General features: G+C 35.6%; 21 protein-coding genes, 1 tRNA gene and 1 pseudogene. 22 read left to right on the top strand and 1 reads right to left on the bottom strand.

Going from position 1 to position 22371, the window contains the following annotated elements; genetic code table 11:
- Positions 1-3 precede the first annotated feature (3 nt).
- The 22 genes and pseudogenes from N8M09_RS00855 (at position 4) to N8M09_RS00745 (ending at position 21202) form a co-directional block, all read left to right on the top strand.
- Positions 4-684 carry a hypothetical protein gene (locus tag N8M09_RS00855; RefSeq protein ID WP_261062835.1) on the top strand — a complete coding sequence of 227 codons (681 nt, stop codon included), beginning with the start codon at positions 4-6 and terminating at the stop codon, positions 682-684.
- 10 nt (positions 685-694) lie between these two features.
- Complete coding sequence (locus N8M09_RS00850) at positions 695-934, top strand: hypothetical protein (protein ID WP_125423369.1); 240 nt, start codon at positions 695-697, stop codon at positions 932-934.
- The gene (locus N8M09_RS00845) at positions 927-1826 is read left to right on the top strand and encodes a hypothetical protein (protein ID WP_261062834.1); all 900 of its coding nucleotides are present in this window, start codon (positions 927-929) and stop codon (positions 1824-1826) included. Before N8M09_RS00850 ends, N8M09_RS00845 begins: the two co-directional genes overlap by 8 nt.
- A 1-nt stretch (position 1827) precedes the next feature.
- A complete protein-coding gene (locus N8M09_RS00840) occupies positions 1828-2376 on the top strand; it encodes a DUF3801 domain-containing protein (RefSeq protein ID WP_261062833.1) in 549 nt (182 codons plus the stop codon).
- On the top strand, positions 2373-4208 hold the full coding sequence (locus tag N8M09_RS00835) for a VirD4-like conjugal transfer protein, CD1115 family (protein ID WP_261062832.1): 1836 nt from the start codon (positions 2373-2375) through the stop codon (positions 4206-4208). Before N8M09_RS00840 ends, N8M09_RS00835 begins: the two co-directional genes overlap by 4 nt.
- Positions 4209-4225: 17 nt before the next feature.
- Positions 4226-4471, top strand: a complete 246-nt coding sequence (locus tag N8M09_RS00830) for a hypothetical protein (protein WP_261062831.1) — start codon at positions 4226-4228, stop codon at positions 4469-4471.
- A 65-nt stretch (positions 4472-4536) separates the two neighbouring features.
- Positions 4537-5643 carry a hypothetical protein gene (locus N8M09_RS00825; RefSeq protein WP_261062830.1) on the top strand — a complete coding sequence of 369 codons (1107 nt, stop codon included), beginning with the start codon at positions 4537-4539 and terminating at the stop codon, positions 5641-5643.
- A gap of 62 nt (positions 5644-5705) precedes the next feature.
- Complete coding sequence (locus N8M09_RS00820; protein ID WP_084946231.1) at positions 5706-5933, top strand: hypothetical protein; 228 nt, start codon at positions 5706-5708, stop codon at positions 5931-5933.
- Positions 5930-7279 carry a hypothetical protein gene (locus N8M09_RS00815; protein ID WP_261062829.1) on the top strand — a complete coding sequence of 450 codons (1350 nt, stop codon included), beginning with the start codon at positions 5930-5932 and terminating at the stop codon, positions 7277-7279. Before N8M09_RS00820 ends, N8M09_RS00815 begins: the two co-directional genes overlap by 4 nt.
- Before the next feature lie 11 nt (positions 7280-7290).
- Complete coding sequence (locus tag N8M09_RS00810; protein WP_261062828.1) at positions 7291-11607, top strand: PBECR4 domain-containing protein; 4317 nt, start codon at positions 7291-7293, stop codon at positions 11605-11607.
- Between the two features lie 48 nt (positions 11608-11655).
- The gene (locus N8M09_RS00805; RefSeq protein WP_261062827.1) at positions 11656-11964 is read left to right on the top strand and encodes a hypothetical protein; all 309 of its coding nucleotides are present in this window, start codon (positions 11656-11658) and stop codon (positions 11962-11964) included.
- A gap of 219 nt (positions 11965-12183) precedes the next feature.
- Positions 12184-12552: a plasmid mobilization protein gene (locus N8M09_RS00800; protein WP_261062826.1), complete on the top strand. Its 369-nt coding sequence runs from the start codon at positions 12184-12186 to the stop codon at positions 12550-12552.
- Positions 12543-14219, top strand: coding sequence for a relaxase/mobilization nuclease domain-containing protein (locus N8M09_RS00795; RefSeq protein ID WP_261062825.1), 1677 nt, complete (start codon positions 12543-12545; stop codon positions 14217-14219). Before N8M09_RS00800 ends, N8M09_RS00795 begins: the two co-directional genes overlap by 10 nt.
- Before the next feature lie 86 nt (positions 14220-14305).
- Positions 14306-15112: a ParA family protein gene (locus tag N8M09_RS00790; RefSeq protein ID WP_261062824.1), complete on the top strand. Its 807-nt coding sequence runs from the start codon at positions 14306-14308 to the stop codon at positions 15110-15112.
- Between the two features lie 52 nt (positions 15113-15164).
- A complete protein-coding gene (locus tag N8M09_RS00785) occupies positions 15165-15389 on the top strand; it encodes a hypothetical protein (protein WP_261062823.1) in 225 nt (74 codons plus the stop codon).
- Positions 15390-15430: 41 nt separating this feature from the next.
- Positions 15431-16061 (top strand): annotated as a pseudogene (locus N8M09_RS00775) (Fic family protein).
- Positions 16062-16298: 237 nt separating this feature from the next.
- Complete coding sequence (locus N8M09_RS00770) at positions 16299-17666, top strand: ISLre2 family transposase (RefSeq protein WP_261062820.1); 1368 nt, start codon at positions 16299-16301, stop codon at positions 17664-17666.
- Positions 17667-18045: 379 nt separating this feature from the next.
- Positions 18046-18393: a 50S ribosomal protein L19 gene (gene rplS, locus N8M09_RS00765; protein WP_001068669.1), complete on the top strand. Its 348-nt coding sequence runs from the start codon at positions 18046-18048 to the stop codon at positions 18391-18393.
- A gap of 42 nt (positions 18394-18435) precedes the next feature.
- Positions 18436-18507: transfer RNA gene (locus N8M09_RS00760), tRNA-Arg, on the top strand.
- A 693-nt stretch (positions 18508-19200) separates the two neighbouring features.
- On the top strand, positions 19201-20067 hold the full coding sequence (locus N8M09_RS00755; protein WP_261062819.1) for a helix-turn-helix domain-containing protein: 867 nt from the start codon (positions 19201-19203) through the stop codon (positions 20065-20067).
- A 221-nt stretch (positions 20068-20288) separates the two neighbouring features.
- A complete protein-coding gene (locus tag N8M09_RS00750; protein WP_261062818.1) occupies positions 20289-20846 on the top strand; it encodes a CYTH domain-containing protein in 558 nt (185 codons plus the stop codon).
- A gap of 53 nt (positions 20847-20899) precedes the next feature.
- Entirely contained in the window at positions 20900-21202 is a 303-nt protein-coding gene (locus N8M09_RS00745; RefSeq protein WP_261062817.1) for a hypothetical protein, read from the top strand.
- A gap of 361 nt (positions 21203-21563) precedes the next feature.
- On the opposite strand, the gene yidA is transcribed toward N8M09_RS00745, so the two are convergent.
- A complete protein-coding gene (yidA, locus tag N8M09_RS00740; protein ID WP_261062816.1) occupies positions 21564-22370 on the bottom strand; it encodes a sugar-phosphatase in 807 nt (268 codons plus the stop codon).
- Between the last annotated feature and the right edge of the window lies 1 nt (position 22371).

The following is a 22371-nucleotide window of genomic DNA, read 5'->3' as shown; positions in this document are numbered from 1 at the left end:
AGAATGTATAATCAAAAGTTAATCAAAATGGTAAAGGGATTCCTTATGGGAGTCGCTGCTATTTTATGTATTGTCCTGGGCTATTCTATTGCCCGAGTACAGCAGAATTTGAGACAGAATAGTCAAGTTCAGGAAGAGGCAAAGCAGAAACCAGAAGAGAAACAACAGGAACAACTATCTCTTACTGAACAGCAGGTCGAGGACTTTCTAATTGCTTACTATACCAAGAAGGATTTAGAAGAGAATCGCCCACGCTATAAGCCTTTTATGACTGATTCTATGTATCAGGAAACTGTTCAAGAAGAACAAAAACCAGTCAACCAGACCTATAAGGGGTATGTGGTTGATCAAGCTTTTGAATCAGGCTCTATCTACATTGATAAACAACATAAAATTGCATTAGCTCAGGTTCAATATACTAGTACTACCTTAACAGAGAAAGATAATAGAGCTTCTAAGGGGCTTACTGGTAGCACTAAAGCTACAATTCGGTTGACCTATGTAGAAAAAGCAGGGAAACTATTGATCAATAAAATAGAGCCTATTGTCTTGACTGAGGCAAAGGGGCAAAGTATAGGCACCTATTCAGATACTAGCAGTTCAAGCTCGACTCCAGTTTCATCTACATCAACGGCAACACCTACATCTTCTGAACCAATAACCGCAACTAGTAGTAACCAATAAGGAGAATTGAATGAATAAAAAAATAGAACAACTTGAAGGTAAGCTTGAGAAAGTTAGGAAAGATAAGGAAAAAGCGCAACGACAAAAAGAAGAAACAGATAAAAAAATCAAGAATTACATAAATCAAGAAAAAGATTTGGAAGCACAACTTTTCGTCGCTATATCAGAAGAGAGTGGCTTATCCTATCAGGAAATGAAGGAACTCATTCTTCCATCACAATCAAGTAACCAAGGAGTGAACCATGTATAAAATTATTAATCAATTGACTAATCAAGAGGAAACATTTGAGCACCGAGATGACTTGTTATCAAGGCTAGAAATCATCAATGAGCGAATGAAGAGTAATAAAACAACCGGAACCTATCGGCTTTATTCTCTTAATTCTGAAGGTGAAATTTTACAAGAACTTAATCTTGAAATACCTTTTATTGGAATCATTGATCAGTTGCTGGAAAATTTTGGTACGAGTGTTGGGAAGAAAAAGAGAGGTTTTCTTCATTTTTTAGCAAAACATAAAGAAAAGAACAACTCACCAGGAACATCAGAGCCTCAACCCCAACTCGAATTCCAACCAGAACCAGATCCTGAACTAGAAGATCTAACGGTCAAGAAAGAGGCGAATATGGCTCGTCAAAGAATTGCTGAGCTAGTTTCTCAGAAGCCTCAAGATGAAGTACCTTTGGAAGATAAAATTACCTATTCTTCTAGTGAATGGACTACAGAAGACTTCAGTAGACTGGATGAAACAGAGGCGGTACAGGAAGAACGAGTAGAACCTACACAAGATATGCCTACACAAGAAGTAGTTTCTAGTATTGAAAAATCAAGTCAGGAAGAAAATAGATCTCTTCCTGTTAAACAAGAAGATAAGGGCAACGTTGAGCCTTCCTTCTCCCTTTCTCACGTAACTTCAGTAAATTTACCTTCAGAGGTTATTGATAGTTTTGAGGCTCAGACGGTTACTTATAAGCAATCTATTAAACATAAAATTCAGTCTAACGAAGAGTTTATTAAGGAAGCAAACGAGGAAATTAATGAGTGCCAAAACAAAATCAATGAGTTGCGACAACAGATTCTTGCCAAAGAGAAACAAGCTAGTCAACTGAAGGATCTTTATTTTAAAATTGAAGAGGTGAGCTAAAATGGAACAAGAACAAGTGGTAGCCCAATTAGGACGGGCAACTCTTGTGACAGGAGAAATCATCTTAAAAGGACTCTTCCTGGCTAGCTCTAAGGCAGTTGAAATGTATCAAGCCAGAGGGGAAAATGTCCTCTTTACTGGTGAGACAGACTGGAATAAATTCATGGCAACGGCAGATACGAAAGAAGTCCAGCAATTACTACATAATGAAGTCAATCTCGAGGCAGTTCGAAAAGAACTTGGCCAATACGGGATTGGCTTTTCTTTTTATACACACCCTGATGGTAAGACAACTCTTGCTTTCAATGCAAAAGATAAAGGAGTTGTCGAACAAGCTTTTAAGGATGTCTTAGAAGGCATCACAAGAGATCCAAAAGGATTCAATGAGCGAAACCTAAAAAATGGGAAAACGACTTCTTTTGAGGAGAAATTGCAACATTTCAAAGCAGTTGAACAAGAGAAAATTAACTCGCTTCAGGTAAATATTCATACGAAGGAGTTTGTTCTTCCGGAAAATATCGAACCACAGATTGGAGGAAAAATGAAGTGATTACAGAAAAGAAGAAACGAAGACTTAGACCGTATTTGTTGTTAGGCATTGGTCTATTCTATCTCTTTCATTGGCTCTTTAAACTGTGGCTGTTAGCACCAGATACTGATTCAGTAACGGATGTATTTGGATTTGGAAAGCTTAACTGGATGAATGACCATCTAAACGATAAATCTTGGTTCGATTTTCAGTTTACTCCAGCTTCTTTATTAATTGGTATGGGCGGATTTTTGATTGCTTTTCTGCTGTATTTGAGAGTATCGGATACAGGGACTTACCGTTATGGAGAAGAACATGGATCAGCTCGTTTTGCGACAAGAGAAGAGTTGATGAGATTCCGAGACGAAGAACCTGAAAAGAATATGATTTTTACCCAGAACAGTCAGATGGGACTATTTAATAACCGCTTGAGGTTTGAAAATCAGATTAATAAAAATATTCTGGTATATGGAGGTACGGGTGACTGGAAGACACGTAGTGCTGTAAAACCGAATATATTACAAGCTAACTCTAGTTTTGTAACTACAGATACTAAAGGGATTTTGATTCATGAAACAGGGAAATCACTTGTAGAAAAAGGCTATAAGATGAAGATTTTTGATTTGATTACTTTCCTGAATTCAGATGGATTCAACGTTTTTAGATATATTCATAATGAAATGGATATAGACCGAGTGGCAGAGGCAATTACAGAGTCTCTCAACAGAAATGGTCATGAAAGTGATCCTTTTTGGCCTGCAGCAAATAAACTCTTGATGCGTTCTCTAATTGGCTATCTTTATTTTGATGGTCAGCTTGATCACTATCTACCTAATTTAGGGCAGATTACAGATATGGTTCGAGAATTGAGACGGAATCATCCAGAAGCGGAGAGTCCGGTTGAATTGATGTTTGAAGATTTGGAGAGAAGGAGCCCAGGGAATTATGCCTGCAGGCAGTGGGATTTATTCAATAAAAACTTTGATGGCCAAACGCGGGCTTCTGTTTATGCCATTTTTGCAACAACTTTCTCAGTATTTGATCATGAGCAACTAAGAAAGATTATTGAAAAGGATACACTGGAGATTGAAAAATGGAATATTGAGAAAACAGCAGTTTTTATTCATATTCCAGAAGTGGATCCAGCTTATCAGTTCTTATCTGCCCTTCTTTTTAGTACCATTTTCGATGTGCTAATAAAAACTGCAGATGCAGTTATATTAGGTGAGCATCCAACAAAGACTAAGGAAGATCTATTACATCTACAAGTGTGGGCAGATGAGTTTGGTCAGATTGGGAAGATTCCTAATTTACCGCCAATTATCTCTGTTATTCGTTCTCGAGAGATTTCTATCAAGATGATGGTGCAATCTCAAAGTCAGATTGAAGTATTGTACGGTAAAGAAAATACGAAGACGATTATCAATAACTGTGGTGCTATTCTTTATTTAGGTTCCAATGACTTAGATACGATTAAGTATCTATCTGAGCGATCAGGGAAGCAAACTTTGAATGATCAGAATTATAGTGAGAGCAGAGGAAGAAATGCCAGCAATTCTAAGCAAAACTCCAAAATTGGTCGAGAACTGTTGACACCGCATGAGGTTGCCACGATTGGAACAACAGAAGCCCTACTCTTTCTATCCAAACAAAATGTCTTTCGAGATCAAAAATTTAATCTGGATACGCATCCAAGAGCCAATCTCCTAAGCAATGGCCCAAACGATGACAATTGGTATCGATACAAGCGCTATCTGAGTGATATTGATGAGTGGAAAGACCAGGTTGGGGAAGAAAATGTTATTCATATTGGGATTAAGGAAGTGGAGGAAGTTCCTCTCAAAGTGAGTTAGGAAAGAAAGGAAATCTAATGGAATTTTATGACTCTTATTGCGTTTTGATTGCTATAAATTGGGATCAGTATGTGTGGCTGTATCAGGAAGGCGAAAAAATAACCTGGCATGAAAATTTTGCTCATGCAGGTTTTTTTCGTGATTTTAATACAGCTAAAAGGGTAGCGGAAACTCATTTATTAGAAACTTTTGGAGCCATAGGCTTCTATAAGATTGTTGGTTTTTCTACAGATGAACTTGAATATATCGAAACTAAGAACTAGAAAGTACAGTCTGTCTTAGTTTTTCTTATGGTATAATAAAGACAAATACCAAAGGGAGGTAACCCATGGCAGTTTCAAAATTTTATGCTGTTGCTAAGACAAAAGACGGTCAGAAACGTGTTGTTAACGCATTTGAAGCTCTTAAACTAGCTGAGGACGATCCTTGGCATTATCCTACAGATAAGACTAACGGTGTATTTTACGACTTGGAAACTGAGCTAAAAGTAAGCCCATCTAACGGTCGCACAAATTTGAAAACTCGAAAACGTGGTCAGGCTTTTTTCCGATATTTTACTGGAGAATCAAGCCCATTAAGGGACAAGCTGGGGAGCTTCTCCTATACGCCTGAATTAATTGCTTTTCTTTCTGCCTTTGAAGTAATTCAGAAGTTTCAAATTCAGGAGGGGGAGACGACCATTATGATTTTTCCAGAGCGTATTGCTAAACTTCAAAGGGTGCCTTTTCCAGACGGTGGGTATTCTATTTTAAAGTTTTATATGAAGCTGGAGGAAACCTATCCTTATTCGGCATATTATCGATTTAATGGTATTTTAGCAATTGAGTTCTATGTGTCTGGAAAACCAAGTCGTCTGAAACGTGCAGAGTTAGCTAGAAAGGGCATCCCTCTTTTTGAAGCCAAGGCCTTCTTTCCAAAGTGGATTCAGGAAAGTCTTCCGGAGGAGTTTGAAAATCCTGAGGAACTAGCAACTATTGCAAAAGAAATTCGAACCACTTATCAAGATAGAGATTATAAACTCTATGGACGTTTTCAAAAAGAACACATGATAACACCAGATAACGAAAGGAAGTACCAAACTTTGAAAACTTATGAGGAACAGTGCCAAGAACTTAAGGATGAAATTAAGCTGTTGAAATCATCCTACGATGAAAAATTTGAAAAAGTGAAACAACTTTCAGAAGACATCAAGCAGGCCGAAACACTCTTGAGAAAGTATCACAAAGAGGAGGAGTATTACAAGAAGTTAGAAAAGGATAATCAAAAACTAGAAGAAGATAAACGAAAACTGAGGCAGGAAAAAGGAGAGATTCTCACTGAAAATCAACGTCTAACCAATGAATCACAACGTTTACGTAGATTGAAAAATGTAGCAGAAGAGAAGATAGAGTCTTTACAAAGACGATCGTTCTGGCAAAGACTTTTCAATAAATAAAAATAGCAGGTAATGAAACAGTTCTAAAAACAGAGCTGTTTTTTTGATGAAAGGATAATCAAATGGATTTAGAACAATTGAAGCAACGACGAGATGAGCTGATTAAAGATAATGAGTGGGCGGATGGCTTAATTAAAAAGAAGGAAGAAGAACTATGGGAAGTGAAAGTGAGAACGATTGCAGCTTCTGAGCTAGCGAGATCGGCATTGGAATCGGCTGTACGTTCCGCAGGTATTGTAGACACTTTTTACGGCCCAGATAATGGAAAGAAAGGGAAGGAAACAGAATGAATACACTACCACAAAAACAATTTAAACGAATGAAGCGTGAAGTTGAGGAAGAAACTGCTCTAGGGATTAGTTATTTTGAGGGGATTTTAGAACATATCCCTTCTTACTCCCTATCTGAAGCCGTAAAAGAGTTGGCTTTAGCTGGTTGGATTACTCCTCATACAGATGTTGTTGATGTCCAAAATATGATTGTTACTGAATCTATAAAATGGATGAACTACCAGGACTTCAAAGAAGTCGCTCCCTACTTGTTTTCTTACCCTCGAGAGCAACGAGAGAAAGATTTATTGGTTCGATCAGTGAAGATCTCCAGAGAGTACTTTGAGGAATTAAAGGCCAATGCAGAAGAATTATTTCACTTGAAGCAAGACTTGCTTCAGGTCAATAATCAATTAGATGCAAGAATTCGGGAATTGGAGATGGATCAATTACCAAATGGCGATCAAGTTATTGGAGTGGATCTGGAAGCTGAAGAGGTATTGTTACTACGAACTCCAGAAAATGCTCAGGTTGAGGAATGGGAGGTTCGTAAAGATGGCTTGATCTCCGATTATCGTTCCAATCTTTCAGAATATGCTCAAATTGTAGATACTTTACTTAAAATGGAGAATCCAGAGATCGATACCATTCTTTACGAAGAAGTAATCAACTATTCTAAGAAAACTTGGCCAGATTCAGAACCGATTCAACTTCCAGAAAATATCAAGGAACTATTGAATCAAGAGGGCAAGCTTGACCCCTCATATTATCAAATAGCCCAGTTTGAAACAGTAAAACAAGCCTATATCTATGGAATGATTTCACATAGTTTTCAGGAGAGTTTCCCTCATTATTCAGATTTCGTTAGGAACTATGTAGAAGATAGAGAACAATATGAGTTTTTCAACTATCGTACAGAAGCCGTCTCACTAGCTCAGGAAATTCTAGTAGCACGTTTAGGAGATATTAACCAGATTTTAGGAACGAATAATCAGGAGTTAATCATTCAAGAGGTCGTTGGTTATTCTCAAGGAGAAAGCTGGGAACTAGCTTATTTACGGGATACAAAGACGGAAGATAGAGAATCTGTTCGATTCTATCTTGAAAGTGAGATTGGAGCTTGGTATAAGGGAAGTTTAACAGAGTTGGCTGTTATCCGCTTTGAGGATATTGATTTAGATAAGGGATTTAATGGCCATCAGGAAGCGGTCTATCATATCGATGAGAACTTGTTGATTCATGATAAGCTCAAACAAGCCCAACTTCATATTCCTGATTTAAAACGCTTTGTAGAAGCAGAAGAACTTGAGAGAGAACAGACACAAGATATAGTAGCAGAAAAAGAAGAGCCAGAATTTTCATTGTAGGGGGATAACAAATGGTGTTAAGCAAAGAAGAAGCCAAAAGATTATCTATTATTTCTGTTGCAGAGAAACTAGGCATGGAGTTAAAGCGTACAGGTAGCTATAGCTATAACTGGGTAGAACATGATTCATTTGTAATAGATGCAAAGAAAAATGAATTTTACTGGAACTCAAGAACTGAATTTGGAGATGTCATTCAGTTAGTTCAATCCATAAAAGGAGTTTCTTACAAAGAAGCGATGCATTTTTTAGAAACTGGAGAATTTAAGGCAGTAGATGTAGAAGCTCAGACGGCTTCAAAAGAGCCTTTTAGTTATCACTTGGAAAGATATGAGCATCAGAATTTCAACGCTTCTAGAAGCTATTTGAAGGCACAGAGAGGCCTTTCAGATGATACGATTAACTTCTTTATTAGCCAAGGCAGTATAGCGGAAGCAATCCGAAAAAAAGGAGACTATTTTGAGCCTGTGATTGTCTTTAAGTATAAAGATAATACAGGCTTTTTAGCTGGAGCGAGTCTTCAGGGAATAGTAGAGAATCGGGAGCACTATCCTGAACGTGGGCGTCTAAAACAAATTATGAGAAATTCAGACGGACAATTAGGCTTTTCAATTGATATTGGGAATCCTAAACGTTTAGTATTTGCGGAAGCTCCAATCGATCTAATGAGCTACTATGAGCTTCATAAAGATAGTCTTCAGGATGTCCGCTTAGTAGCTATGGATGGAGTAAAAGAAGGAATCATTAGTAGACGGTTTATGGAATTGTATGCAGAGATAAATGATAAATCCTATCAAGTAGATCAGAATGTTGGAAAAAAACTAGAAACTGTCGCTAGAACAACGAATTATTTTAAAGATGGTCAGCATCAGGATATGATTACCTTAGCTGTAGATAATGATATGGCTGGCCATAAATTTATAACTAGTCTGCAGGAAAAGGGGATTCCAGTCCAGATTGCGATTCCGCCTATCGTTCAACTTAACCAGGAAAAGGAAGATTGGAATGATTTCCTGAAGAGGGGGAATGAAGCTCCTAAGGAGCTGGCGCACGTTTACACAGCAGATGAAAAGTCCTGGCATTACCAGGGTTTTTTTGAGAAGGAACTAGCTCTTGCAAAAGCGCAAGAGCTAACTGCAGATGATGTAAAAGCCTTTGTGTCAGATAGGCAATTGACAAAGGAAGAAGTCCGTCAAGAATATCAAACAATCATTAATCAAGAAAGAGGGAGAAAAGATAGTATGTCGAAATTGCATGAGAATAGCAGTGAACATGAAGAAGATTTAGTAAATAAGTTACTGTCCAAACAAAAAAAGCAAGATGAAGTAGTCCTAGAAGATGATCAAAGTTCTGTATTGAACGTAGATACTAGTCATTTATCTCCGTACGATGCGGAATGGCTAAAGAAAAACTGGAATAATATAGGTTTTTCTGTTCAGTCAACTAGACTCGTTGAACCAACTACAGCTTCAGAAGAAAAAGAAAAGTCCCTTGATAATTATCAAGAGACTAACACTGGGGGCGAACTATTGAATCGCAATTCCAGTTCTTTAGGAGTAGAAACTCCAGGGACAGCACCGCAGCCCGTTGAGAAAAATTCTCAACCTGATTTTCCTGCCAATGTTCGTCTTCATTTTACCATCGATGAGGATCGAATGTCAAATAAAAAATTCAGAAAAAACATGCGGACGTTAAATTTATATGCAAACGCAATGAGGGACTCAGCTCAATGGTATCTAAAAGAAATGTCAGGGACAAGTATCTATTATGTTTATAAGAATCCAGAAGAAAAGCAATTCCAAATTTTAAATGTTAAATTTGACAAGAAAAATTGGATGCACTTAACTGGAGTAACACCTGTATATAATGAGTGGGTAGAACATTTGTCTGAGTCATTCGTTGAAGATGTTGCAGCTGGGAAAGGGCATTTCAAAGATTTAAAATTTGCGAATGGAATGTCGGATAAACTAAAAGTTTTGAACTTATTACCTGAGGTGATAGAGTCAGACTCCTTTGTGTTTAACGATCTTTCATCTGTAAAGAAATTTAATAATCTGGATCTTTCAAAAGCAATTAGACCAGAAGATACTGATTTGTTATTGTTATTCAAAGAAAAGGAATTTACTCATGTCCCTGCATCTTTAATGAGAGTGAAGGGGGATTTAAGTAAACAACTGGAAGATATAGATACTGGCACAATTCTCGGTGTCTATAGAGAAAGAGAAGGTCACATCGAGCAACTTTCAATCAATGAAGAATATGTTAAAGACAAAGGTGCAGAAATGCTATCAGTTTTGAATAATAAGCAGTATGAAGAACTCTCAAAAGAAAATACGACCTACAATGTCCGCCTTCAATGGGCAGAAAAGCATAAAGATGGGCCAATTTTACCTTTTAGCGAAACAGATCTGATATCTTATCAAGATTTTGCTAGAGAGCTTTACAAAGCCAATCAGGACTTCTATCAGCTACATCAGGAAGGGCTAGAACAAGTGACTGGTGGTCATCCAGAAGCCTACATCTCTCCAACTAAGATCCAGTTTAGTATCTACGCTCCTGATGGTGAACTGATTCAGGATGGTATCCGTTACAATATTGGTGAGGAGATTAATCCAATCGCTCATAAAGAAAGACTTGGTACACGAGAAATGAGAGAGCATCCAGAGCTGATGAAGATAGATGGGACATTATTTAATCAGTATCATCTGGAGAGATTAGCGAGTGAACTAGATATTTCTCAGTTCAGTTACGCTTTGGAAGATACTCCTTATACAGATCAACTATTATCTCAACTTCCTTATGGAGATTTAAAAAACAGTCCGATTGGTTTTTCGGATAGTAGTCATGATAGTCGTCTTGGTTTTATCTCTTTTGATGGAAGGGATAGCGTTGAAGTTGAAAATTTATCTGCTTGGTTTGAGAAGTTGGGAGTTAGAGATTCGCCTCAAGAACAAGTAGCTCTTGTAGAAAAATGGCAAAAAGAAGTGAATGATTTATCAGAAAAAGTTGAACAAACTATTGCCAATGTTCGAGAAGAATTTGAAAAATTACAAGTCAAAGATTCGCAAGAGACACTAGATAATCGATACGAAAAAATTTATCAGTATAACCGAAAAGATGAGAGGGATCGTGATTTGGATGGTGATGGTATTTCCAATTCTGATGAGATGTTACAGGGAACAGATCCATACAACGGCGCTTCTAACCTTCATAAAAAACAGGAAGATAGAGAAAGAAGGACAGATGTTGAAGCTGAAACTGGAGCTATTATAACAGATGCAATTGCTACTAAAAGTTCAGAACAAACCATTTCCCAGTTAGTCGCAAATAAAGATACAAAAGCTTTAGCTGAACACTTGAAAGAGGGAATGAAGAACTATTTAGATTCAGAACAGTTTAAATCATTCTTGGATACGATGAGTAAGTTTCACAACTACTCACTCAACAATATTCATTTGCTGAAGATGCAAAATCCTAATGTTTCCCGTGTTGCAAGTTTTAATAAATGGAAAGCGGATTTTGACAGGACAGTTAAAAAGGGCTCAAAAGCTCTGAAGATTTGGGTTCCGTATCAAGTGAAAACTAAAATTTCTGCTAATCAAAATGAGTTGAGTTTTTCACCATCTGAGAATGAGATGGAAGAGAAGGAAGTCACAGTTACTCGATTTAAGTTAGGGAATGTCTTTGACGTATCTCAAACAGAAGGAAAAGAATTGCCAAAAGCAATTAATGAATTAACTGGAGATGTTAAAGATTATGAAGATTTGTACCGAGCAGCCAAAGCTGTTTCAATGGATAATCAGGTTCCTATCAGTTTTGAAGAAATTAAAAGAGAGAGCACAAATGGTTATTACTCTCCAGATGAAAATCGAATTGTTATTTCAAAAGGATTAAAGGGTCAAGAACAGATTTTAAAAACCATTTTTCATGAAATGGCTCATGCAGATTTACATAGAGGAAGCAATGCCCAATATGGGGACGACCAATATCGTAAGCAAGAATTACAAGCTGAAAGTGTCGCTTATGTCGTGGCTAATCATTTTGGTTTTGATACGAGTAGCTACAGTTTTGGCTATTTGGCTATTTGGGCGAAAGATAAAAATGGTTTTGAAGATATGGTAGAACAACTGCAGGTTGTTCAGAAGGAAGCAAAAAGTTTGATTGATCGGATGGATGCTAAGTTAGAATTAGTGAAAAATAAAACTGTGACGAAAGATAAGTTTGCAGATAAACTGAAACAGGCAAAAGAAAAATCTGAACAGTTAGGTAGTCAAAAGGCGGAGGCTGTAATGCAGGTGGAAGAAAAAAAGTCCCTGAGCAGCCCTCAATAATGGAGGCACTAACTCGTCGGAAGAAAAACAAAAAAGGAGAAACAGAAGATGATTGAAAATCTAAGACAAGAAACTTTTGATATTTTGATGGAGATATTTTTTGAGGATGAGGCTACAGATTCGCCAAAAGTGAATGAAGTTAACCAGCATATTTCACGCAAAGAATGTCTCTACATTCTTCGTAGAGATATGCGAATTAAAACAACCTATGAACTAGAAGAAGTAGAAATGTATCCCATTGCACTTAAAGAAATCGAGGAAATGAGTGACGAAAGATTTGAGCAACTTAGAGATGAAATCTTAAAAATGAACTTGATTGATGGGATGGATTTTCTCTTGGAAACTTTAAAAGTTTAATCAAACTTTTCTCCTCGAAATAATTAAATTCCTGCTTGCAGGGATTAGGGGATTGGGGATTTCCCCAAAAATTTAAAAAGTCAAGAATGGTCAGGGGTAACACCCTGACTATCTTTGACCTTTTTAAAAACAGCATTTGGGTACCCAAGTGCTATGCTTGCCAGAAGAAAAGGGGCTGAGCCCCTCAATCAAGAAACAGCAGAACAGAGGTGATGATTTTTGAAAAATGGAGAAAAACGAAAACGGATGATTCAGAAAAAAATCCGTTTGACGGAGGAGGAAGCTCGGTTTATATCAACTAAAATTGCAGAATCTGGAATGACTAATTTTAATGCCTTTGCTCGAATCATGTTGATTATGGGCGAGGTCAAAATCTTAAATTTTGAAGAATTGAGAGAACTGCGTAAGGAAATAAATCGAATAGGTGTCAATATAAATCAGATCGCAAAAAGGGTAAACGAAGATGATCAAGCTAGTCTCAATGAATTGAGTCAGATTCTTGAGTTGCAAAAAGATTTGAAAGATACAGTCAATCAATTTATTCAAAAACAAGAAAATCAAACAAAGGAACAAGACAGATGGTTGTAACAAAAGTCCTGCAGATAAAAGGAGTGGCTTCTTTGGGTCGCTCTACAAAATATATTGAGGATGAAGCAAAGACGGTCGAGCTGACTGATACAAAAAGTTTAAATAATGCTTTACGCTATATCGAGAATCCATCTAAAACGAGTTTCTTAGAACAAGATGAACAGCTTGAATTTCCAGCCGTGGTTAAAGATGGCCGAGTAGTCAAGCAACTTGTATCTACTTATGGAATTACAGATGCTAGCACGGCGACAGAAGAATTTCTTTTGACCAAAAAGAATGCAGCTCAGCGAGCAGGAACAAAGGAATTATCGGATATTCAAAATTCTAATCGAGTTTTGGCTCATCATATCATCCAATCATTTTCGCCTGAAGATGATTTGACTCCACAAGAAATTCATGAGATTGGTCGTAAAACAATTTTAGAATTAACTGGTGGACAACATGAATTTGTCATAGCGACTCACATGGATAAGGGTCATATCCACAATCACATCATTTTCAATTCTACTAATTCTGTCACATTGAAAAAATTTCGTTGGCAAAAAGGAACGAAAAAAAGTTTAGAGAATATCTCAGATAAGTATGCAGATTTGGCTGGAGCTAAAATTCTCAAAGAGAGATTATGGACTAATCGAAAAACGTATCATGCTTACCGAAAGAAAAATTCATTTCGTTATGAAATTAAATCTCGTTTAGATTTCCTTTTAAAACATTCAAGCTCCTTAGAAGATTTCAAGTCTAAGGCACGAGCTTTAAATCTGATAGTTGATACTTCAGGAAAGGAAATAAAGTATCGTCTGACTGACCAAGATCAAACCAGAAATGTTAGGGATCGCACTTTATCAAAAAAAGGAAATTATTCTTTAGAGAAAATTTCTGAGAGAGTGGTTGCTAACGAGGTAACCTTATCTGTTGATGAAATAAAATCTGAATATGAAAAGATGGTGGCAGAACGAGAAGATGATTTTGAAATGAGAATCACAGTTGAAGAATGGCAGGTGATGGAAGAAACGAAAAATGGAATCTATCTTGAAATGGAATTTGGGATTAGAAATAAGGGAACTATTCTGATTCCTGCTCATCAGATTGAAAAAGCAGAAGATGGATCTTATGAAATTTTTATCAGAAAAAATGATTTCTATTATTTTGTTAATCTTGAACACGCTGATAAGAATCGGTACATGAAGGGAGAAACAGTCGCTTCCCAGTTGTCGTATGATAATGGAGAAATGATTATCCGAAAAAATCCTAAAATCTCAACTTTGGATCAGCTTGTTCGTGAATATAACTATCTATCCGCTCATGGAGTGACAGAAGGACAGCAATTTGATGAATTGTTAAATCGTTTTGAAGAAGAACTAGAAGAAGTAGATAACTTGCTTGATAAATTAGATCAACGCTTGGGTGAGCTTAATAAAATTCAGTCTGCATTTCTTGCATTGGAATCTAGCGATCCTCAGGAAGTAAAACTAGCTATTGCTATTATGAAAGACTTGAGAGTAGATCCTAGCACTCGTAAATCTGAGATTGATAAACTTGTTAAAGAGGCTACATTTGAGCGCCAGGCTTTGTATCAACGGGTAGAAGCAATTACAAAAGATTATAAGCTACATCAAGACATTGAGAAAAATGTCGAGCAGCGTAAGTATAAAGAAACTTCATTGTAAAAATAATTATAAATATAATTATAAACATATTGACAAATATAATTATAATGGTATAATAGAAGTATAGAAAAACAGGAGGATATCAAATGAAAATTATCACATTTGCCGCTATCAAAGGTGGTGTTGGGAAAACAACTTTAACTTTTAATTATGGGGAATGGTTGGCTAAGAAAGGTCATAAAGTTCTCTTTATAGATTTAGACCATCAGTGTAATCTGACTCAGTGCTACAATATTTACGAAAGCAAGAATACAATTGCGAATGCCTTCAAAGGAGGTGACGTGGATATTAAGCAAGTCAAGGAAAATATCAGTCTAATTCCAGGATCGGTTCAACTTGACACTGTAGAACGAGATCTGGAGAACAGCGATAAGAAAAATATGCTACTTTATCTTTGGTTAGAAGATAACTACGAAAAGAAGAAGTTGGGTCAGTTTGACTATATCTTGATTGATTGTAGACCAGACTTTGCGACCGCTACAAAAAATGCTGTTGCGGTCAGTCACGCTATTATTAGTCCCTTGACTCCTTCAGAGTTTGGTTATAACGCCAAATTCAATCTATCAACTCGGTTAGAAGCATTCAGAAAGGATGTAATCGATTATCGTACCAGAGAGTCCTACATTACTGCTGAGTTATATTTTCTAGCAAATATGATCCGACCAAACTATGGATCATCGAGAGAATTACTGGAAGCCCTGGGACTTGAAGCCAAAGAAAAGGGAACAGATAACCTTCTAGGAATTGTACCAGCAAAAGAGTTATTCAATCATTCTACAATTGATAAGGTCTCTATTGCAGATATGAAGGAGAATCCTGAGCTTTATCAAAAACACAAAAAGTTTTTTACTGAGCTGGAGCAGACTTTTTCAAAAATTTATGATACAATATAATTATATTTATAAACACAAATACAATTATAAATATAATTAGAAGGAGATTGTCATGGCATTCACACCAAAAGAAAAAGAGATTTCGCAGATTATCGAAGCAACCCATCAACCTGAGCAGATTTCAGATGTAGCCAGCTTTGAAAGTTTTGAACGTAAGAAACAATTTCAGTTTACTTTGAAACCAAGCAATCGGAAAAAATTAGATGAGATTGCTAAAGCAGCCGGAGCAAAGTCTGCATCAGATTATCTTGATAGGTGGCTAGAAAGTTTACAATAAAAAACAGATATAACTATATCTGATTGCTACGAGGAGAAATTATGGATTTAATCACGAGACTCTTAGCAGAGAGAGAAGGAAAAGTACATGGTGGTATTTATGATATCACACAGAAACGCTTTGCTTATAATTCTAACCGAATTGAAGGAAGTCGTCTGACAGAAGAGCAGACTAGCTTAATTTATGAGACAAAGACTATCGCAAATATTGATGCAAAAGGAATCAAAATTGATAATTGGCTATAACTTAAAACAGCAGAAAGATTTGAATTACTTAACAAGATTTCATGCACAATTTGAAAGGATTCATCCTTTCGCAGATGGCAATGGTCGAATAGGTCGATTGCTTTTGTATAAACAGTGCTTGAAGGAAGGAATTACCCCCTTTATTGTGGACGATACGAATAAGGCAACTTATTATTCAGCACTTGAAGCCTTTCAGGTTCACGATAACAGACAGCCATTATTTGATTATTTTCGATTTGAGCAACTTTTTTATACGAATTATCTTAAAAATAAAGGATTTGAAGGAGCTATCAATGATGAAAAAGAGGGAGACTTCATAAAAAAGTCAGATAAATTCTCAACAAAATTGCAACAGTTTAAGCAAAAGGCAGAAGAAAATCATCATCAAAAAAAACAATTCAGAGAAGAAACAGGTTTATATTTATAAATACAAATATAACTATAAATGTAATTGTAAATATAATTATAATCACACTTTGCATTTATTTTAACTTACTGCTTTTGTTGTAAATGAGTCATATTAGTTATGAGATGATACTACTGTTAACTACCTAAAGTCTGGTTTAATACCAGGCTTTTATCTTTGCTGACAAAAAACATTTGAACTCTCGAACTAAAATCTTTATACTTTTTTATTATGATTTTAGTTGGGAGTGTTTTTATTTTGGATACAAAAATTATTGATGAAAGAGAATTTGTAGAGAAATTTAAAGAGAAAAATCTACAAGGATTTCATAAATTTGTAAGTGACTATGACAACTATATTGCTCCCATAATGAGAGCTAGAGGTTACAAATTTGTAAACTATGCTGAGAGAACCGTTACATTTACGTTTGGCCAGGTAACTTTTTCAAGAAGGCGCTGGTATAAAAATGGAAAATGTAGGATTCCAGTAGATGAAAAGTTAGGTCTGGAGAAACGTATTGCCTATTCGAAAGAATTGCTGTATCAGATCACCAAACTAGCTACAATGTTACCTTATCGAAAAGTTGTGGAAGTTATTGAACTGATGTACCAGGTTTATATTACTAAAGACACAGTGTTAAAAGCAATTAAACTAGCAAGTCAGTTGTTAAATGAAAAAGAAGATTATCGTTACTATAGTGATGAGGTAGTTGTCAAGAAAATTGAGGCACCTGTCATTTATCTTGAAGGAGATGGTGTTTGGATAAAGGTCAGTGGAAGAGAAAAAGAACAACAGAATAAAGAATTATCTCATTTTGTCATTCATACCGGAACGGAGGAGTATGGAAATAGGAAAATTTTAAAAGATAAGGTGGAAATTGTGTCTCCCAATAATCGAATAGCAAGGAAAAGAGTAGTAGATTATATTTATAATCATTTTAAAATTACGTCAGATACTCTACTTGTGACTAATTCAGATATGGGGCACGGATATACTCCACGTTTATTTAAAGAGATATCAAAAGATCTAGGAATTAAGCACCATCAACATTTTTGGGATAGGTACCATCTAAACAAAGAAATAAAAAAGTTGGTCAAACCGTATTCCGAAGAGTTACTAGATCAATTTATGAAAGCCATAGATAGCCACTGCAAGCAGAAATTGAAAACAGCTATTGATACATTAGAATCATTCGTCCTGCTTAATCAGAACGAAAAGAAGATTGATATTTTTAAGGTTTTTAAGAATAGAATTCTTGGTAATTTTAAATATACGCAACCTCCTGAGCAGAGGAATCTAGAAACAGCAAGTTTAGGAATTATGGAAAGCCAGCATAGGAAAATAAGTTATCGGATGAAAAATAGAGGGATGTATTGGTCATTAAACCATGCCGATGCGATGTCGCATCTTATTTTGCTGTCTTACAATCAAGAACTACGAGATTTATTTTTTGGTAATTGGAGAAATGAATATGAAAAATACCACTCAGAAGGAATGAGCAGTGCAAAAGTACGCAAAAAGATCGATCAAGCTCCAAGAAGTTTAGGAACGATTGTAAATGCTTCTTGGAAGGGCCGAAAACAGAGAGACAAACAACGTTTTGCAGGGAAAAAAATCAATAAATAAGATGTCATAAACTCAGTAAACTCTTGACTTATAGTAGTAAAAATTGTATAATAACCTTATCAATAAAAAAGAGGCACGCAACAACGTACCTCTCATAAAGATAAACAATTGGGTCTTGTTTATCAGTAAGATTAATACTATCAGAAATTTTAGTAGATGTCAAGGCTGAGCAAGTAAAATTGTTTAGCCTTGTTTTTACATTTCCGTTTTTGATGTATTTTTTTACTACCTCAAAAAAATAGACACAAACTTTTGTTATAAATTTCTTTACTTTTTTGTGGAAGTTTGGTAAACTGTATCTTGTGTGTAATGGACGCACAAAAATACAGTTTATCCGCTGAGGAAGGTTCCTCAAGATTGACAAAGATAGGAGAATAAAATGAATCCATTAATCCAAAGCTTGACTGAAGGTCAACTTCGTACAGATATCCCATCATTCCGTCCTGGTGACACTGTTCGTGTACACGCGAAAGTTGTCGAAGGTAACCGTGAACGTATCCAGATTTTTGAAGGTGTTGTTATCGCACGTAAAGGTGCTGGTATCTCAGAAAACTACACAGTTCGTAAAATCTCTAACGGTGTAGGTGTTGAGCGTATCTTCCCAATCCACACTCCACGTGTTGAGAAAATCGAAGTTGTTCGTTACGGTAAAGTACGTCGTGCGAAATTGTACTACTTGCGTGCTCTTCAAGGTAAAGCAGCTCGTATCAAAGAAATCCGTCGTTAATTCGACTAAAAAACTCTGCTTTTTCAGCAGGGTTTTTATCTAGCTCCCTTAGTTCAATGGATATAACAACTCCCTCCTAAGGAGTAGTTGCAGGTTCGATTCCTGCAGGGGGCATTTTTAGAAATGTAAAGAAAGACAAAGAAAATTCAAAATGTTTATTTAAAGACAACTATCACAAGTTCATTTTTAAAGATAATTTAGTATTTTTTGTCTTTTTGACCAAATCATGACCAAAAATTATATTTTGGTCAATGATTATAGAGCCGAATAAAGTGGATCAGCAAAGTAACTTTGACATCTATTAGTTAGAAAATAAGGACTTCCTTTATTAGAATGTCCTTATTTTTATTATGGAATTGGGACAAATGAGGTAAAGATACAGATTTATGAAGTCAGAAAGCAAGTACAAAGCTTTAAACAGCTTTCGAAAAGATTTGGTGTGGATTTTTCGGGCTAAGGTATGTGACAAGATGAATTGATTGTTATGAACTAGAGAGCGTAAAAAATGTGGAAAATCCTTATTATTCCCTTGAATTTGATATGTTGTAAAAGACTATTTCTGGTCTGTTAAATCTATCAATAGCAAAATCTAAACGTGATAGTCTAACATCTAGTACATTTAACGTTAATAGTTTTATCAATCGCTTGAGTAAGAAAATTTCAAAAGAAGAAGGGATAGGTTTTCAAAAATAACATACATAGGCATTATTTATTTATAATTTGTATCTTTTTGTTTGTTAATTTGTATTTAAAATTTAATCATGTTACAATTGAAATTGAAATCAAATAGAAAAGGAAAATGCAGACGTGGGCACACTATTAGCAACAAGATTAAAAAATAGACGAAAAGAATTAAAAATGTCTCAGCGAGAATTGGCTGAGGGGATATGCAAACAGGGACAGATTAGTCGATTGGAGAATGGAGAATTTACTCCAGGAGCAGACTTTTTATATGCTCTGTCTAAGAAGTTAAAAGTTAGTATAGATTATTTTTTTAATGAACAAATTGAAGAGGAGATTGACGAGCTATCAGAGTTTAAGAAGTTAGCTCAGACATTTATCACAAATCGAAATTATGAGTCTTTGAAATATATATATGAACTAGAGAGTGTAAAAGTACATCGCTTGTCTCTAGTAGATAAGTTTTATATGGAGTGGATAAACTCTCTTATTGATTTTTATTTCTATGGGCAAAAAGAGGAGGCTGTGGCAAGATTGGAGAAGGTACTGTCTCAGTTAAGTGTACCTGACTTGACCTACCTTCAAGTTTCAAATACTCTATTTAATTTTTATTATGATATTGAAGATTTAGAGAGCTTTAATGAAATTCGAGAAGAGTTAGAGTGTCAAGTAAATCAACTCAAGTTAAACACAATCGAAGAATTAAACCTTTCTATTAAATTTAATTATAATGTTTGTCGCTATCTATGGTTGCAGAATAATACTGAAGAGGCTATTACTAAAATCACAGATACGATAAAGCAATGTAAGACGTATAGAACAACATATCTTTTGGCTGATTTGTATTTATTGATGGGAAATGTCAGTAAGAATTTTTCTTCTAAAGTTGCAGTAAAAGAGTACTTTGAAACGGCTTATTTCCTATATAAGCTTGAGGGAAATATGTCAATGGCTCTTAAAATCGAGCATTACATTGCAGATATAACAGAATAGTAAAGACGATGTTCAATTAAGCATCGTTTTTTTAATCCAAAACAATACAAATATGTATTTAATGAAAATAAATAAAAAATGTTGACAGTATTATATTGAAGTGCTAAAATGAGTGCAAGAAAATATTAGGCTTTGTATCTATAAAACATCACCAGAAACTTACTATAGACTGAGTGAATGTAAAGAGACTTCATCCTTTGAAGAATTGAGAGGTAAAATTAATGAATGAATTAGAAGTTAGATTTGAACTCAATGATGAGAGAGATTATAATAACGCTATTTCATATTTAGAAAAATCTTATAAATTTAAGAGTGAAAATAAGCAAGTTGATGAATATTTTAAAATAAAAGGAAGAGAATTTGAAAATGATGAGGTAGGTAGCTTTATCTACAGAATTCGCCAAGAAGATGATAATAAAGCATGTGTTTTCACAAGAAAAGATACGATAAAACAAGGAATGTGGAGTGAAAGTGAAATAGAGTTGGAATCTGAAAAATTAGAATTTGTAAGAAATATCTTGCAAGATGGATTTTCAAATATTTTCACAATAAGTAAACATAGAAAGACTTATCATGACGCATTAGAAAATAAAACGATTAATCTAGATAAGATTGATGGTCTTGGATTTTATCTTGAGATAGAGATTTTAGGAGATTTTTCAAAAGAAGATTATAATAGTTTTTATGAGAAAATGTGCGGAGAGTTCTCGTTTTTAAATTCAAAAATAGAAACAAAGGGCTATGTCCAATTAATGAGAGAAAAAAATGGACGTAATTAAAATTATCAAATAGTCTTGTTGGAATTGTATACTCAATTGCTGGATTTGGTAGTTTGATAGCAGTAACCCTTCTTTCTACTTTTTTGAATAAGAAGGATACCTTTATCTTAATGAATATATCAATGGCAACCATCCCACTTGTCATTATGGCGAGTGGAATAGTAGAAAATTGGATATTTTTTGGAATTTGTTATTCAATTTTGAGCGGATTAATTACAATAGCTTCTGTTTCGATTACAACAATACAGCAGCAAGAAAGTACTGTGTATAATATCGGAAAGATACTTTCTAGTTCTTTTGTAATAGCTACCATTTTTGCACCTTTTGGAGGGATATTAGCCGCTTATTTTAATTAGCTTTTAAACCCGAGATTAAGTCTAGTTATTTTGGGATTACTAAGTAGTTTATTGGTTATTCTTATAAAGAGTTATGAAAGAAAGCTAACTAAGAAAAGAACTGTAATATTTATAAAGGAAGATTAGTGGATTAATTATCATTAGAAAAAATAATATTAATTCGTAGTAAAATAAAAAATTGAAAAAGGTTTTACATAATGTACTACCTTTTTCAGGTTTAATAATTATTTAGGGGATAGAACTAGAGACAAAAATACTGAATCTTAAACTGCACCCCGAAAGTAAGATTTTTTCTGTCTAACTTTTGGAGTCAGTACAGTATCTCTAACTTTTGGAGTGCTTTTTCTACATTCAAATTATTTTACAGTACCCATGTGCGGATGGCATGGGCTACGCCGGATTCATCATTTGTTTTGGTGATGTATTTGGCGATTTTTTTGATTTCTGGATTTCCATTTTCCATGACAACTGGGTTGCCAACGACTTCCAGCATGGCACGGTCATTTTCTTCGTCACCGATCGCCATGGTTTCATCTTTGGTCAGCCCTAGTTTTTCGGCTAAGTGAGTAATGGCTGAACCCTTGTCTACATTCTTTTTAAGGAGTTCGAGGTAGAAAGGAGCTGATTTGTTGATGGAGTAGTGTTCGTAAAATTCGGCTGGAATTTTTTCAATCGCAGCATCGAGGATTTCTGGTTCATCGATGAACATACATTTGACAATTTCTTTGCCGGCCATTTCTTCAGGGGTGCGGTAGAAGATAGGCATGCTGACGAGGGTTGATTCGTGCACTGTGTATTTTCCGATATTGCGATTGGCAGTGTAGATTCCATCCTTGGTAATGGCGTGCATGTGGACACCGAGCTTGCGACTGAGAAATTCCATATCCAGATAATCCTCATAGGTTAAGGATTCACTGATAATCTCATGGCCAGTAGCAGTTTCTTGGACAAGAGCACCGTTGAAGGTCACGACATAGTCACCATTGTCTCTCAACTGCAAGTCGTCCAGAAGTTTGGCAACACCTGCGATAGGGCGTCCAGTTGAAATCACGACTTTGACACCAGCTTCTTTGGCATCTTGGATGGCAGAAAAGACTTCAGGGGTGATTTCCTTTTGGCTGTTGACTAGGGTTCCGTCAATATCGACGGCGATTAGTTTAATACTCATA

The sequence above is a fragment of the Streptococcus mitis genome, from assembly GCF_946190375.1.
Taxonomy (GTDB): domain Bacteria; phylum Bacillota; class Bacilli; order Lactobacillales; family Streptococcaceae; genus Streptococcus; species Streptococcus mitis_CJ.
The sequence above is the reverse complement of the archived record's forward strand: the minus strand, read 5'-3'. Positions and strand labels throughout refer to the sequence as shown.

Bases quoted from the DNA above. Each gene is read 5' to 3' on its own strand.
- N8M09_RS00795 (WP_261062825.1), top strand. From the start codon at position 12,543: ATGGTTGTAACAAAAGTCCTGCAGATAAAAGGAGTGGCTTCTTTGGGT.
- N8M09_RS00805 (WP_261062827.1), top strand. From the start codon at position 11,656: ATGATTGAAAATCTAAGACAAGAAACTTTTGATATTTTGATGGAGATA.
- rplS (WP_001068669.1), top strand. From the start codon at position 18,046: ATGAATCCATTAATCCAAAGCTTGACTGAAGGTCAACTTCGTACAGAT.
- N8M09_RS00785 (WP_261062823.1), top strand. From the start codon at position 15,165: ATGGCATTCACACCAAAAGAAAAAGAGATTTCGCAGATTATCGAAGCA.
- N8M09_RS00840 (WP_261062833.1), top strand. From the start codon at position 1,828: ATGGAACAAGAACAAGTGGTAGCCCAATTAGGACGGGCAACTCTTGTG.
- N8M09_RS00830 (WP_261062831.1), top strand. From the start codon at position 4,226: ATGGAATTTTATGACTCTTATTGCGTTTTGATTGCTATAAATTGGGAT.
- N8M09_RS00810 (WP_261062828.1), top strand. From the start codon at position 7,291: ATGGTGTTAAGCAAAGAAGAAGCCAAAAGATTATCTATTATTTCTGTT.
- yidA (WP_261062816.1), bottom strand. From the start codon at position 22,370: ATGAGTATTAAACTAATCGCCGTCGATATTGACGGAACCCTAGTCAAC.
- N8M09_RS00750 (WP_261062818.1), top strand. From the start codon at position 20,289: ATGAATGAATTAGAAGTTAGATTTGAACTCAATGATGAGAGAGATTAT.
- N8M09_RS00845 (WP_261062834.1), top strand. From the start codon at position 927: ATGTATAAAATTATTAATCAATTGACTAATCAAGAGGAAACATTTGAG.
- N8M09_RS00855 (WP_261062835.1), top strand. From the start codon at position 4: ATGTATAATCAAAAGTTAATCAAAATGGTAAAGGGATTCCTTATGGGA.
- N8M09_RS00790 (WP_261062824.1), top strand. From the start codon at position 14,306: ATGAAAATTATCACATTTGCCGCTATCAAAGGTGGTGTTGGGAAAACA.
- N8M09_RS00820 (WP_084946231.1), top strand. From the start codon at position 5,706: ATGGATTTAGAACAATTGAAGCAACGACGAGATGAGCTGATTAAAGAT.
- N8M09_RS00815 (WP_261062829.1), top strand. From the start codon at position 5,930: ATGAATACACTACCACAAAAACAATTTAAACGAATGAAGCGTGAAGTT.
- N8M09_RS00850 (WP_125423369.1), top strand. From the start codon at position 695: ATGAATAAAAAAATAGAACAACTTGAAGGTAAGCTTGAGAAAGTTAGG.
- N8M09_RS00825 (WP_261062830.1), top strand. From the start codon at position 4,537: ATGGCAGTTTCAAAATTTTATGCTGTTGCTAAGACAAAAGACGGTCAG.